Here is a 13,202-nt window from a genome sequence, read left to right on the forward strand (position 1 = left end):
TGAAAGGCCTTGGCGACACGGAAATGTCAAGCGGGTTGAGAGCCTGACTAGGCTTCATCCCGCAAATCACACCAGGCTCTCACGATTGACCGAAGTTCCGTTTCTTTGTGTGCAAGATCGTCCAGATTGGCGATCTTGAAGGAGCGAGCTTCTTTGCCGTCACCTTCCAGGTTTGGAAAGACACCTGGTATCAGGGCACCTTTGTGAAACATAAGCGATGCGTGTTTTTTCGCCTTCGGGAAGAAACTTGCCAAATTACCTTTGTACTCGAATGTCGGTGCCTGCCACTTGATGGTTTCACCAATCCGCGAATCTGCATTCAGGATAAGTTCGCGGGTCGCCTCGACGACAGGTTTCATTGGATTGTCATAGGCCCTTAGCCATGTGTCGACTTCGGGGTTTTTCATGGCCTCAACCCAGATCAAGCGTTGTCTTCAGTGAGATGATCTTGCCGTCCTGAAGAACAAAGACATTCGTGCCGCTGCCGCTACCTCCTGGAATGGCTTTGGAATAGCAGGTCCATTTGACTGTAATGGTCGAACCAGAGACTTCGACCGCACCCAAATGAATGACGGCATCGTCGAAGTCGTCTGTCCTGCTTGCCGTAAAAGCGGCAAGGATCGCTTCGCGTCCGCGATGAGGTTCATCTAGACCGGAAAAAGGCTCGGAATATTCGGCATCAGGGGCAAAAAGCTGCCCCAATTGTGCCTGCCCGGACGGACCGGCTTGCATTGCCAGGAAAAAGTTAGTGATCTCTAGAGGCATGTCATTCATGGAAGTGTCCCAAATGTCTGTTGATCCGAATGTGCTTGCCGCCCTATCCGAGGCGCTTGAAAGTTTGAAGAGGGATCCTCAACGACCCGTTCCGTCAGGCGTCATTGCGGCGCTCGCACCTTTGGCCAGGGAAGGAACCAACTTGAAGATCGATCTGGAAGCCAGCCACCAGATCGGCGCGCCCCTGGTCACTCTCGGCTATTCCGTACCCAAGACCGATCTGTTCGCCCCATTGACACCCCGCCAGTGTGATGTCGCCGCTCTATTGGTTTGTGGTCAGTCCAATAAGGAAATTGCGAGAAACCTTTCCATCAGTCCGGCCACCGTAAAAGACCATGTGCATGCCATTCTGAAGCGCTTAAACCTGCCGTCACGGGCAGCAGTCATGGCTGCAGCGAGATCCCCGGAAAAAGCTAGCCGGGAAGACCCACGGTAGCAATCCATCTGAAGATGGATGCCTTCGCTCTACTGCTCCGGCTCAGATACGGACTGCAACGGCAAATTAAGAAAGCTGGAGTCAATCTGCCGCACAGATGAACAAGTCTTCCTGTTGAACGTGAGCGGCCCGTAGATGACGAACGAGATTGCAATCGCAGGCGCCGTGACGTTTCGTCCCCGTTTCGACAACGTGTCGAGGGATTGCGAGCGTCTTATGGAGCATGTCGTCGAGCTTGCCCATCAGGGGCGGCTGGAGCGGCAAGAGGGCAAGTCTCTCTTCGACCTTTATCTCAGAGACGCCGAGCGGCGTTTGATCGACGCATATTTTGCGCGTGAGCTCTATGAAGAGATTGAAACGCACTATTGTTTCACATTTGAGATCGCATTCGGCTGGCCTCATCCCGATATGCGTTCCGATCTGGAGAAGCTCGTTTCAGCGGGGCAGGGCCAGCGGGCAATTCGGATCTGGCGAAATTACCTGGCGTTGATCAAGCATCATTATTGGGAGCTGATCGCTGCTCGAAGCCGCGGTTTCGAAAAGGCTCCCCATCTGCACGAAAGCGAAGCTGAGCAACGCGCAGAATGGGAACGCTGGACCGGGCGTGTTCCCGAATACAAGGCAGACCTTCTGGCCATGATAGACGTGGCGGAGGAGTGTTTTGCAAGGGCAGGGGCGAGCAGTGCCCAGATTGCGCGTCTCGCCGCGGAGCGTGACGAAGTAGCGGTGGAAGAACGCCGTCGTCCGAGTGGTAAAGTCGACCCAAGAAAAATCGATGAAGATGTTTTTTGGGAAATCGTAGGACTTCCCGGTGCCGATGGCCTGGGCGGGCAGGTTGAACAGCTCGTCGAGCGCTTGGCCGGGTTCAAGGCAGCACCTATCAAGTCCTTTGACACTTTGCTGCAGGAAAAGAGTGCCCTGGCTTACCGAGAAGATATTTGGGCACTTGCCTACCTAATGAACGATGGTTGCTCGGATGATGACTTTGAAGGTTTCAGGTATTGGCTCCTCCTGCAGGGACGTGAAGTTTTTGAGGCGGTCTTGATTGATCCCGATGCCTTTCCTGTCTCCCGCTTTGACGGAAAAGCCGGCAGTACAATGGATCTGAGGTTGGCACCGATGCAGGCCTTTGAGATGCGCCAGGGCAAAGCGCTTTCCCGCAAAGCGGTCAAGTTGCCCGATATCGATCTCGCAGAATTCGATGAAACTGAACTTGCCAATCGCTTTCCAAGAGTGAGTCTGGAGCTCGCTCGAACGCGATGAACGGGCGCAACGGGGCAGCTACCGTTCGGTTAGCTTCAGTTCTATCCGCCGGTTCCTGGCAAGGGCGTCTGGCGTCTCGCCCTCCTCTAATGGCTGGAATTCACCAAAACCGGCTGCGACAAGGCGTTTGGGGTCAACACCTTTTTCGATGAGATAGCGCACGACGGAGATTGCACGCGCAGCCGACAGCTCCCAGTTGTTGCGAAGCCGGCCGGTTCCAGAAAGAGGTCGTGCATCGGTGTGGCCGTCAACACGCAGAACCCAATTGATTTCGTCGGGGATTTGCGCACTCAGCTCCAGGATTGCCTCAGCAAGCTTGTCGAGTTCCTGTTCACCGTCAGGGTTGATGTCTTCTTGTCCGCTGTCGAACAAAACTTCGGACTGGAATACAAAACGGTCGCCGACAACCGATATATCGGAGCGTTGTGACAGGATCTCTCGAAGGCGCCCGAAGAAATCTGAGCGATAGCGAGACAGTTCCTGAACTCGTTGTACAAGAGCTGCGTTGAGACGGCGGCCGAGGCTGGCGATCTTCGCCTGGCTATCGGCCTCCTTGGCTTCAGAGGCTTCGAGAGCCGCGTTCGCAGCTGCGATCTGACGGCGCAGGGCAGCGATCTGCTGGTTTAACAATTCGACCTGAGCCAGGGCTTCCTGGCTGACCTGGCGTTCATCGTCGAGGAGGTTTTCAAGGCGTGTTGCGCGGCCACCAGCGGCGTCTGCGGCACCTGAACTGCTTTCCAGCAGGCCGAGCAGACGGGACTGTTCAGCTTCAGCATCCGACAGGCTGGCCTGCAGCCCGAGAATCGTGTCCTCAAGTTCACCTGAACTGGCGCGCTCCAGCGCCAGCAATTCGGTCAATTCGCTGATCTGGGCATTTAGCCTGTTCAGCACCGTGTCCCGACCGGACAATTGTTGCGACAGGAAAAACTGTGCGATCATGAAGATCGACAACAGGAAGATGATCACGAGCAGAAGCGTTGCCATGGCATCAACGAAGCCCGGCCAGTAGTCCGTAGACTGTGCCCGGCGGCGCGCTCTCAGTCCTGCCAGTCCGGCCATTTCCGAAGTGCTCCCGTTATTCCTTGGCGCGGTCGAAGGCCGCGGCAATTGACGAGAGGAGGCTCTCTATACGCTTTTGCTGTTCGCCCTGCTGCTCCGCCCAGTCTCGCATCATCTGCTGTTCGGAACGCACATGTTTGACAAGGCCTTGAATGCCTTCCGCCAGGTTGGCCATCGCCTGTGCGGCATTCTTGCTGCCGCCATCTTCGACGGTTTTCTGGAGCGCTGTGATCGATGACTGGATCTGCTCGACACCTGGAGAATCCGTTGCGTTGAACAGCCCTTCTTCAGGGTCGATATCGGTGACGGTGGAGAGCCAGTCTTCCAGCTCGTTGTAGAACCGGTTCTGTGCCTGACCGGCCTGAAGATCGAGAAAGCCGAGAACGAGTGATCCGGTCAATCCGAAAAGCGATGACGAAAAAGCGGTGCCCATGCCGGAGAGCGGTGCCTCCAATCCGGCCTTGAGGTCTTCGAAGATAACATTGGCATCACCCGAGCCGACATCCAGCGATTGGATGGTCGCGCCAACGGAGCTCACGGTCTGGAGCAAACCCCAGAACGTGCCAAGCAGACCCAAAAAGACCAGCAGGCCGGTGAGATAGCGCGACATTTCCCGCGATTCTTCCAAGCGCATGCCGATGGAGTCCAGAATGGAGCGCGCCGTTGTCGGCGTCAGCGCCATATCTCCGGCCTTATTGCCGAGGAGAGCTGCCATAGGTGCAAGAAGCACGGGCGAGCGGGTCTCGAGCGCCGGATCGCCAATCCGAAAACTGTTGACCCATGAGATTTCCGGAAACAGACGAATGACACGTCCGAACAGGAGCAGGATGCCGAAGACGCCAACCAGAACAATAAGCCCGTTCAGTCCCGGGTTGCTCATGAAGGCGGTTGATATCTGGGGGAACAGGATGAAAGCGATGAAGGCAACGATCACCAGAAAGATGATCATGAAGGTCAGATACGCCCTTGGGCTGGACAGGCTGTAGGGATCAAATTCACGGGCCATATTGCGCAATCAAATACCTGAATTGGACGTAACTGATTGATAGCGTGATTTTTAAGGGCTTGGGAACCGTGAATCGTGACTGAAACCTTAATAAAGTCTGGATAGCTCAAAAACCGGCGCTCTGACCGAGGTGCGCCGGTGAAGCAAATGGTCGGTTTTCTGGAAGATCAGTCTTGAGCCGGGGTTTCGGCTTTCTTCAAAAGACGCAGCAGCTGTTTGTGTGCATCTTCGTTGCCGACAACAATATCTCCGCTTTCCAGCATCTTCGGTTTGCCGGACAAATCGCTGACGAAACCGCCAGCCTCGCGAACCATGAGGATGCCTGCGGCGATGTCCCAGGAATTGAGATTGCGTTCCCAATAACCGTCGAGACGACCGGACGCGGTCCAGGCCAGATCGAGCGATGCTGCGCCGAAGCGCCTGATACCGGCCACTTCCGGCATCACATATCTGAGTTCGCGCAGGGAACGACCGTGGTCGCCCATGCCTATGAACGGCAGCCCCGTGCCGAACACCATGTCATTCAGCTCTGTGCGGCCGGCAACGCGCAGCCGGCGGTCGTTCAGAAAAGCGCCCCGCCCGCGTTCGGCAGTGTAAAGCTCGTCCATGACGGGGTTGAAGATCACCCCAGCGACGATCTCCCCTGCGCGCTCAAGCGCAATAGAAGTCGCGAAGATCGGAATGCCATGAAGAAAGTTGGTGGTGCCGTCGAGTGGGTCGATGTGCCAGCGATGCTGACCGTCCGTTCCGTCAACTTCGCCGCTTTCTTCCATCACCAGGCCGAAGGTCGGGCGGGCTTTTGTCAGTTCTCCGCGAACGATTTCCTCAGCACGCCGATCTGCGGCAGAGACAAAGTCTCCCGGACCTTTGCGGGATACCTGAAGGTTTTCCACTTCACCGAAATCACGGATCAGGGAACGCCCCGCCTTGATCGCGGCCTGGGTCATGACATTGAGGAGAGCTGTGCGGGCCATGAATTATCACTTGTTGTTGGGCGCCGCCCGGACGAGTCCGGGGGCGCCAAAGGAGACTGCCAAATCAGGTGGCTCAATCTGCGCGGCGGACGTATTCCAGCGTGCCTGTGTCGACGATGATTTTCTCGCCAGCCGTGATGAAAGGCGGGACCATGACGCGGACGCCGTTTTCCATGAGTGCAGGCTTATAGGAAGACGACTGGGTCTGTCCCTTGACGACGGCATCGGCTTCGCTGATTTCCAGGGTCACATGCTGCGGCAGTGTGATGCCGATCGGACGGTCTTCATGCAGTTCAACGGTGACCATCATCCCGTCCTGAAGGAAAGCTGCGCGATCTCCGACGAATTCCGATTGCAGTTCAAGCTGCTCGTAGGTTTCGGTATCCATGAAGATCAGCATGTCGTCCTGGGTATAAAGGTACTGGAAATCCTTTTGTTCCAGACGGACGCGCTCGACCTTGTCTTCTGAGCGGAAACGCTCGTTCAGCTTCCGGCCATCGAGCAGGTTTTTCATTTCGACCTGCGCGAAAGCGCCACCCTTGCCTGGTTTGACATGCTGAACCTTGACAACGGCCCAAAGCGTATCTTGATGCTGCAGCACGTTACCGGGCTTGATTTCGTTTCCGTTGATTTTCATGGAACGACCGACTTGTTTATTTGTTTGGATCTGGAACGGTGCATGGAACAGCGGACGCTGGGGCACCGAAAATTGCTGGCGCCTGTCCACCACAAAAGTGCGCAGGTTTCAAGGAAAAAAGGCAAATTCGGTTTGCCGGGGTCCATTGAACCTTAAAGTTTCGGGCCTCAGATGCCTTAAGGCGTTTCGGCTGCGGGATCTTCAGATGGTGCCATCAGCGTTGCTGAATACTGCTCTGCCAGCTTGCGGGCGTTTTCCATCGTTGTCTCGTCCAGACTGTCCACGATCTGATCGAGATTGAGATCAGAGACGCCAAGCGTTCGGGCAATGAGGTGCCAGCCAGCCGCCGCAGAATAGTCCTGTTCCCGGCCTCTTCCGAAGGCGTAGATGCGTGCAAGCCGGTTCATTGCGACCGGGTTGCCCGACGTGGCTGCGCGTTCGAACCAGTCAGAAGCTTCTGCTTCGTCGGGATCCACACCTTTTCCCTGAAAACGCAGGATGCCGTAGTAGACCTGCGCGGATGTGTGCCCACGCCGCGCTGCCCGGCCCATCCAGAATGCGCCCTGGCCTGGATCATTGAGGCCGCTTTGCGCTTCCAGATAGGAAAGGGCGAGTGCGTATTGAGCTTCCGGATCGTTGAGTTTAGCCGCTTCTTCCAGAAGTTCTCTTGCCCTCTGCTCATTGAAGGGGCGGCCTTCGCCTTCCTGATAAAGCAGTGCGAGATTGTAGAGCGCCGATGCGTTGCCCGCATTGGCTGCCTGTTCAAAGAGATCGGCCGCTATCTTCTTGTCGACGTCAACGCCATCGCCCAAAAGATAGAATTGGGCGAGTTGCATTGCCGAGCCGTTGTCACCCTTGTTTGCAGCAAGACGGTACCAGTCCGCGGCCTTTGTCTTGTCCTGCTTGATCCCGAGACCCGCCTCGTGCAACACGCCCAGCAACGCCTGGGCGGATTGGTCGCCGCCTTCGGCAAGTGGTGTTGCCAGGCCGAGCGCTGTCAGAAACCAACCCCTTTGAAATGCTGCGTAGGCTGTGGTTGCGTCCGCGGTTTCATCGTCGGACAGTTTGGGCGGACCGGCATCGACGATGCTTAAAAGGGTCTTGTCCGCGGTTGTAACGTCAATCAAAACCGGAAGCGGTTTGTCCGGGTCATTTTCGGCCGACTGATTTTCTTCAGTTTCTTTTTCCGCGGCATCTTGCGCCAGGGCTGGAGACCATGATGCGAATGGCGAGAAACCCGCCAGGACGCCGCTTAGAACCAAGATCCCGGTCCAGCTTCTCAAGCTAAGGTTTGTCCCCATTAACGGCATAGATCCGGCTCCGGTTTCTTATGTCTGATCGGCATCGGGAAATGGATGAGCGTCCAAAATCTTGTTTGCTTCGGCAATCAGGTCGGAAGTATCTCGATCAGACTGCCAAATGACATCCTTGACCGCAACAAAGTCGGCACTTGTTGCCGCAACCTCGGCTAAGGTCTCCATGGAGCTACCCGCAAGTGCGACGCAGGGTGTCTCGAAGAGCTCAGACCACCACGAGGCGGAAGAAAGGGTCTTGGCATGTGCGTTTTCCTTCTCGGCCAAATCCAGTTTGCCAAAGAAGATATAGTCTACTCCGGTTTCCGCCCATTCCATGGCATCGTGTTTTAGCTTGGTGCCTCCGGTTCCGACAATGCGCTCGGGCTGGAAGCTTTCAACGGCGAGTTTCAGGTCCTCCAGAGATGTGTCGACATGGACACCATCCGCACCGGAACGGCCGGCTGCCTGCGTGTCGCGATAGACAATCGCCGCAGCTCCTCCCTTTTGGATAATGGGGACGAGCGTTTCAGCTGCCGCTTGCAGGTCCTTTGTGTTTGCGCCCGGCATATAGATCAGCACACAGGCGATATCGCCACCTGCAAAGGCCTGGTCGAGTTTGCCTGCCAGTTCGGCCAGATCGAATTCCGGCGGTGTAACGAGAAAAAGGCGCGGGCGGTTCACGGTGGTCAGGTCCTGTTCAATCACAAATCGGGTTCTTGTCCCTAAAGACGGCAAAAGAGGGACGCAAGGCCCCTCTTTCAAGAAAGTGAATGAATTGACGTCCCGGGAGAGAGGGCGTCAGCCAATTTTGGGATCGAGGCTGCCATCCTGGTAGCGGGCAGCCATGTCGGCCAGCGTGATGATTTTCTTGATCTTGGATGCCTGACCAGCCGTGTTGAACGCTTCCAGACGCTGGATACAGAGCTTCTGCATCGCATCACGTGCAGGCTTCAGGTATTTGCGCGGGTCAAACTCGGACGGGTTTTCGGAAAGAACGCGCCGGATCTGGCCGGTGATCGCCATCCGGTTGTCGGTGTCGATATTTACCTTGCGAACGCCATTCTTGATGCCGCGTTGGATTTCTTCGACAGGGACGCCCCAAGTTTGGGGCATTTCACCACCATATTGGTTGATGATGTCCTGGAGATCCTGCGGAACGGACGATGATCCGTGCATCACGAGATGGGTGTCCGGAAGGCGGCGGTGAATTTCCTCGATCACGTTCATCGCCAGAATTTCGCCGTCAGGCTGGCGCGTGAACTTATAAGCGCCGTGGCTCGTTCCCATGGCGATCGCGAGCGCGTCGACCTTGGTTTCCCTGACGAACTTTACGGCCTCCTCAGGGTCGGTCAGCAACTGGTCCTGGCTCAGTTTGCCTTCCGCGCCGTGCCCGTCTTCCTTGTCGCCCATGCCGGTTTCAAGCGATCCGAGGACGCCCAGTTCACCTTCAACGGAAATGCCGCCGAGATGAGCCATGCCGGTCACCGTTTTGGTGACGCCGACATTGTAGTCCCAGCTGGCCGGGGTCTTGCCGTCGGCTTCAAGCGAGCCGTCCATCATCACGGATGTGAAGCCTGCCTGAATGGCGCTCATGCATGTCTGGGGTGCGTTGCCATGGTCCAGATGCACGCAGACCGGGATGTGCGGATAAATCTCCACTACAGCATCCATCATGTGCTTCAGCATGACGTCGTGGGCATATGCGCGTGCGCCGCGGGAGGCCTGAATGATCACCGGAGCGTCTGTCTGATCGGCCGCAGCCATGATCGCCAGCGCCTGCTCCATGTTGTTGATGTTGAATGCGGGAACGCCGTAGTCGTTTTCCGCTGCGTGGTCCAACAGCTGGCGAAGGGTGATACGTGCCATTAAAGTCTCCCCTGATCCGGTGTCTGCGAAACGAGCCTTACCATAGCAAGTATTCACGTTGCCGGTGTTGCGGTGCGTCAATCATCGGTGTTTCTATCAAGATTTTTGGCCGTTGAAAGAGGGCCTCGCCGGTTAAATCAATTTAAATACAAAGAGATGGCAGGAAATTCGCTCTCGTATTTAATTTGGAAATAAAAATAAATTTTCTGCCAGGCCCATTTCACTTTCAATCATGCGCTGGGTGAACTGATGTCGACGAATGTGCCAGCCGGATCACGAAGGATCATGCGCCTCTGTCCGTAAGGCATTTCCCGAGGGGCTTCGACAATGTTTGCGTTTTGCGCGAGCGCTTTCTCATAGACAGCATCGCAGTCATCAACGACGAAAGTCAGGATCACTCCGGCAGGGGCCCGCTGGGCCCTTGCCGGAACGATCTCGCTCGATTGTTTGAGAATTCCGAGCTCCAGGGCCGGATTGTCCGGGTCAGCAAGATTGACGAACCAGTCTGCGGAAAAGCGCGATTCAAAGCCGAGAATTCCCTGGTAGAAGGCCGCTGTTGCAGCAACTTCTTCCGTCAGGATGTTTGTGAAACTTCGCTGCATGATGGTCCTCCTGCCGAACTTGCCAATTAGGCTTCAAGCGCTTTGACGCCAGGCAATTCCTTACCTTCCAGCCACTCGAGGAAAGCACCCCCCGCTGTTGAGACATAAGAGAAATCATCTGCCGCACCAGCGTGATTGAGAGCTGCGACCGTGTCACCACCACCAGCAACTGAATTGAGTTTGCCGGCTTTGGTGTTGGCGGCCGCATGTTTAGCGGCAGCGACCGTTGCCGTGTCGAAAGGCTCAATCTCAAACGCACCGAGCGGACCGTTCCAGACCAGTGTCTTGGCCGTATCGATCTTGGAGGCGACGGTTTGGATCGATGCTGCGCCCACATCGAGGATCATGCCGTCTGCGGGTATCGCATCCAAGGAAACAGTTTCATTTTCAGCGCCTGCCTTGAATTCCCGTGCAACCACTGCATCCGCTGGCAGAACGATTTCGCAATTGGCTGCATTGGCGGCTGACATGATCCTGTTGGCTGTATCGGCAAGGTCGTGTTCGCAAAGTGACTTACCGACATTGACGCCCTTTGCTGCAAGGAACGTGTTGGCCATGCCTCCACCGATCACCAACATGTCGACCTTCGAAACGAGGTTCTCCAGCAAGTCAATCTTTGAAGACACTTTCGCTCCGCCAACAACGGCCAGGACTGGCCGAACAGGTTCACCGAGCGCAGAGCTGAGCGCCTCAAGCTCCGCTTGCATTGTCCGTCCGGCGTAAGCCGGCAACAGTTTGGCAATTCCTTCCGTCGAGCCGTGGGCACGGTGTGCTGCGGAGAACGCATCGTTCACGTAGAGGTCGCCATTTGCGGCCAAGGCTTCGGCGAAAGCGGGGTCGTTCTTTTCCTCGCCCTTGTGATACCGCGTGTTTTCAAGGAGCAGAACGTCACCATTTGACATTGCGGATATGGCGTCAGATGCGACCGGGCCGATGCAGTCATCTGCAAAGCCGACTGCTTTGCCGAGCAATCTGGAGACCGAGGGTGCGACCGGTGCAAGCGACATGGATGCCACCCGCTCGCCCTTCGGACGGCCGAAATGCGCCAGCAGCACGACCTTCGAACCCTTTTCGGAGAGTTCGCGAATCGTCGGCAGAACCCGTTCGATGCGTGTGGTGTCCGTGACTTTGCCGTTGTCCATCGGCACATTCAGATCCACACGGACGAGAACCCGTTTGCCGGTAATGTCATTGAGATTGTCGAGTGTATTGAAAGCCATGAGAACACCTGTTGTCAGGGACGGGTGGAGTTGGTGGAGACAGCGATGCCAATGCCGAACAAGGTCAGCAGCACGCCGAAGGAGCGCTCCAGCCAAAGCTTGGCGCGCATGAATTGAAACCGCACGGATGGCAGCGTGAAGAACAGCGTGACCAGAACAAACCACAAAAAGACGCCGCCTGCCATGATCATGCCATAGCCGACTTGCGTCCAGAGCGGGGTCATGGGCGACGTAACCTGCAGAAACACACTCAAAGCAAACATCGTCGCCTTTGGATTGGTCACATTCGTGAAGAAACCCCAACGCAGCGCCTTGAGTGGCGGCATGCCGGAAAGGCCATTGCTGCCTGGCATGTCTTTTGACGCTGTCCGGTACATCATCACTCCAAGAAAGATCAGATAGGCAGCACCGAGCAGTTTGAGTGCATTGAACAGTATTATTGACTGGGACAAGATCAGGCCGATGCCCGCGAGCGCGTAGGTGACGTGAACACCCAGTGCCAATGCGATGCCGAGCGCCGTCATGATGCCGGCCAGTCTGCCGCCGATCAGGGCGTTGCGCAAAACGACTGCAAAGTCAGGTCCCGGGACAATGGCAACGACAATCGTCAGTGAGATAACGGTGAGAAGTTCGAGCACGTGGTCTCCAAAATTTGGAAAAAGATGGTCTAGCGATCTGGTGGGTTTTCGAGGTTCTTGATCGTTTCGGCCTTTTGCTGGTCAACGTCAGGCTGCCAGTGCCGGTGATTGCGCTGCCCATTTCTTTCCTTAGAGCGGTCCAGCCAATAAAAACCGAGCCCAAGCAGGACAACGACACAAATAATGATCGCAACTGTCATGCAACTTCCCCAGTGCGAAACAAAGAAAAGGCGGATGCAACGCTGCTGCACCCGCCAAATGTCAGACTGATTGTCTGGTCAACCAGATCATCTGGTTAGATGAGCTTCGCCATGGCAACGGCCGTGTCGGCCATGCGGTTGGAGAAACCCCACTCGTTGTCGTACCAGGTCAGGATGCGCACAAAGGTGCCGTCCATAACTTTGGTCTGGTCCATGTGGAAGACGGAAGAGTGGCTGTCATGGTTGAAGTCCATGGAAACGAGTTTTTCTTCCGTGTAACCGAGAACACCCTTCAACTTGCCGTCCGCAGCTTCCTTGATCGCTGCATTGATTTCTTCAACGCTGGTCTCGCGCTTGGCAATGAAGTTGAGGTCGACCACAGAGACATTCGGTGTCGGTACGCGAATTGCCACACCATCCATCTTGCCATTGAGCTCCGGCAGCACCAGTCCGACAGCTTTTGCAGCACCAGTGGATGTCGGGATCATGGACATGGCAGCGGCGCGCGCTCGGTAAAGATCCTTGTGCATGGTGTCCAGGGTCGGCTGGTCACCCGTGTAGGAGTGGATCGTCGTCATGAAGCCTTTTTCAATGCCGACCGTGTCATTGAGAACGTAAGCAACCGGAGACAGACAGTTGGTTGTGCACGATGCGTTGGATACGACCAGATCTTCTGAGGTCAGTGCATCGTGGTTCACACCGTAAACGATGGTCTTGTCAGCGCCCGCAGCTGGTGCTGAAACGAGAACGCGCTTTGCGCCGGCTTCCAGAAGCATGGAGGCCTTTTCCTTGGCGGTGAAGATGCCGGTGCATTCCATCGCGATGTCGACGCCAAGCTCGCCCCATGGCAGTTCCTTCGGGTCACGAATGGCGGTGACCTTTATGGGTTTGCCTCCACCAACCGATATGGTGTCGCCGTCGACTGTCACTTCGGCAGGAAATCTGCCGTGAACGGAATCATAGCGCAGCAGATGTGCGTTGGTTTCAACCGGACCAAGATCGTTGATGGCGACGACTTCAATGTCGGTGCGGCCGGATTCGACAATGCCGCGCAGGATGTTCCGGCCAATGCGGCCAAAACCGTTGATTGCTACCTTGGTTACCATATTCCACTCCTGCGATCTTCGGCGTTTTGTTCCAAGAAAAACGCCAACTTTATGACCACATGTGTCGTGGTCGCTTGGAAGAGCCTCAAGTGCTCAGGGCCCGGCAACATATGGGGGATCTGGCGT

16 protein-coding genes are annotated in these 13,202 nt (G+C 56.0%); 2 read left to right on the forward strand and 14 right to left on the reverse strand.

The features are described 5' to 3' along the window. Nucleotides 1-47: 47 nt before the first annotated feature. Together ACZ1HV_RS19480 and ACZ1HV_RS19485 are read right to left on the reverse strand one after the other, a co-directional pair. Nucleotides 48-407 carry a DUF1801 domain-containing protein gene (locus ACZ1HV_RS19480; RefSeq protein WP_472716050.1) on the reverse strand — a complete coding sequence of 120 codons (360 nt, stop codon included), beginning with the start codon at nucleotides 405-407 and terminating at the stop codon, nucleotides 48-50. 4 nt (nucleotides 408-411) lie between these two features. After that, nucleotides 412-774 carry a nuclear transport factor 2 family protein gene (locus ACZ1HV_RS19485; protein ID WP_298960980.1) on the reverse strand — a complete coding sequence of 121 codons (363 nt, stop codon included), beginning with the start codon at nucleotides 772-774 and terminating at the stop codon, nucleotides 412-414. 13 nt (nucleotides 775-787) lie between these two features. On the opposite strand from ACZ1HV_RS19485, the gene ACZ1HV_RS19490 reads away from it, so the two are divergent. Both ACZ1HV_RS19490 and ACZ1HV_RS19495 read left to right on the forward strand, forming a co-directional pair. Continuing rightward, nucleotides 788-1,210, forward strand: a complete 423-nt coding sequence (locus ACZ1HV_RS19490; RefSeq protein ID WP_298819887.1) for a LuxR C-terminal-related transcriptional regulator — start codon at nucleotides 788-790, stop codon at nucleotides 1,208-1,210. A 135-nt stretch (nucleotides 1,211-1,345) separates the two neighbouring features. Continuing rightward, on the forward strand, nucleotides 1,346-2,473 hold the full coding sequence (locus tag ACZ1HV_RS19495) for a DUF4240 domain-containing protein (protein ID WP_472716051.1): 1,128 nt from the start codon (nucleotides 1,346-1,348) through the stop codon (nucleotides 2,471-2,473). 18 nt (nucleotides 2,474-2,491) lie between these two features. On the opposite strand, the gene ACZ1HV_RS19500 is transcribed toward ACZ1HV_RS19495, so the two are convergent. The 12 genes from ACZ1HV_RS19500 to gap form a co-directional block, all read right to left on the reverse strand. Then, nucleotides 2,492-3,523, reverse strand: coding sequence for a peptidoglycan -binding protein (locus tag ACZ1HV_RS19500; protein WP_298820175.1), 1,032 nt, complete (start codon nucleotides 3,521-3,523; stop codon nucleotides 2,492-2,494). 25 nt (nucleotides 3,524-3,548) lie between these two features. Further along, nucleotides 3,549-4,538 carry a flagellar motor protein MotA gene (locus ACZ1HV_RS19505; RefSeq protein WP_298819891.1) on the reverse strand — a complete coding sequence of 330 codons (990 nt, stop codon included), beginning with the start codon at nucleotides 4,536-4,538 and terminating at the stop codon, nucleotides 3,549-3,551. A gap of 167 nt (nucleotides 4,539-4,705) precedes the next feature. Continuing rightward, complete coding sequence (locus tag ACZ1HV_RS19510) at nucleotides 4,706-5,512, reverse strand: inositol monophosphatase family protein (RefSeq protein WP_472716052.1); 807 nt, start codon at nucleotides 5,510-5,512, stop codon at nucleotides 4,706-4,708. A 73-nt stretch (nucleotides 5,513-5,585) separates the two neighbouring features. After that, nucleotides 5,586-6,149 (reverse strand): elongation factor P, encoded by a 564-nt coding sequence (gene efp / locus ACZ1HV_RS19515; protein ID WP_152499901.1) that lies wholly within the window; start codon nucleotides 6,147-6,149, stop codon nucleotides 5,586-5,588. Nucleotides 6,150-6,325: 176 nt separating this feature from the next. Beyond that, the gene (locus tag ACZ1HV_RS19520; RefSeq protein WP_472716053.1) at nucleotides 6,326-7,432 is read right to left on the reverse strand and encodes a tetratricopeptide repeat protein; all 1,107 of its coding nucleotides are present in this window, start codon (nucleotides 7,430-7,432) and stop codon (nucleotides 6,326-6,328) included. Between the two features lie 45 nt (nucleotides 7,433-7,477). Continuing rightward, nucleotides 7,478-8,149, reverse strand: a complete 672-nt coding sequence (locus ACZ1HV_RS19525; protein WP_472716054.1) for a thiamine phosphate synthase — start codon at nucleotides 8,147-8,149, stop codon at nucleotides 7,478-7,480. 93 nt (nucleotides 8,150-8,242) lie between these two features. After that, a complete protein-coding gene (gene fba / locus ACZ1HV_RS19530; protein WP_472716055.1) occupies nucleotides 8,243-9,310 on the reverse strand; it encodes a class II fructose-bisphosphate aldolase in 1,068 nt (355 codons plus the stop codon). Nucleotides 9,311-9,540: 230 nt separating this feature from the next. After that, nucleotides 9,541-9,912, reverse strand: coding sequence for a VOC family protein (locus tag ACZ1HV_RS19535; protein ID WP_298960992.1), 372 nt, complete (start codon nucleotides 9,910-9,912; stop codon nucleotides 9,541-9,543). A 26-nt stretch (nucleotides 9,913-9,938) separates the two neighbouring features. Then, complete coding sequence (locus ACZ1HV_RS19540; protein ID WP_298819902.1) at nucleotides 9,939-11,132, reverse strand: phosphoglycerate kinase; 1,194 nt, start codon at nucleotides 11,130-11,132, stop codon at nucleotides 9,939-9,941. A gap of 14 nt (nucleotides 11,133-11,146) precedes the next feature. Next, a complete protein-coding gene (locus ACZ1HV_RS19545; RefSeq protein WP_472716056.1) occupies nucleotides 11,147-11,770 on the reverse strand; it encodes a LysE family translocator in 624 nt (207 codons plus the stop codon). Nucleotides 11,771-11,799: 29 nt separating this feature from the next. Beyond that, on the reverse strand, nucleotides 11,800-11,970 hold the full coding sequence (locus tag ACZ1HV_RS19550; protein ID WP_298819906.1) for a hypothetical protein: 171 nt from the start codon (nucleotides 11,968-11,970) through the stop codon (nucleotides 11,800-11,802). A gap of 95 nt (nucleotides 11,971-12,065) precedes the next feature. Next, nucleotides 12,066-13,076: a type I glyceraldehyde-3-phosphate dehydrogenase gene (gene gap / locus ACZ1HV_RS19555; protein WP_298819907.1), complete on the reverse strand. Its 1,011-nt coding sequence runs from the start codon at nucleotides 13,074-13,076 to the stop codon at nucleotides 12,066-12,068. Nucleotides 13,077-13,202 lie beyond the last annotated feature (126 nt).

Source organism: Roseibium sp. JB4-4, assembly GCF_055693425.1.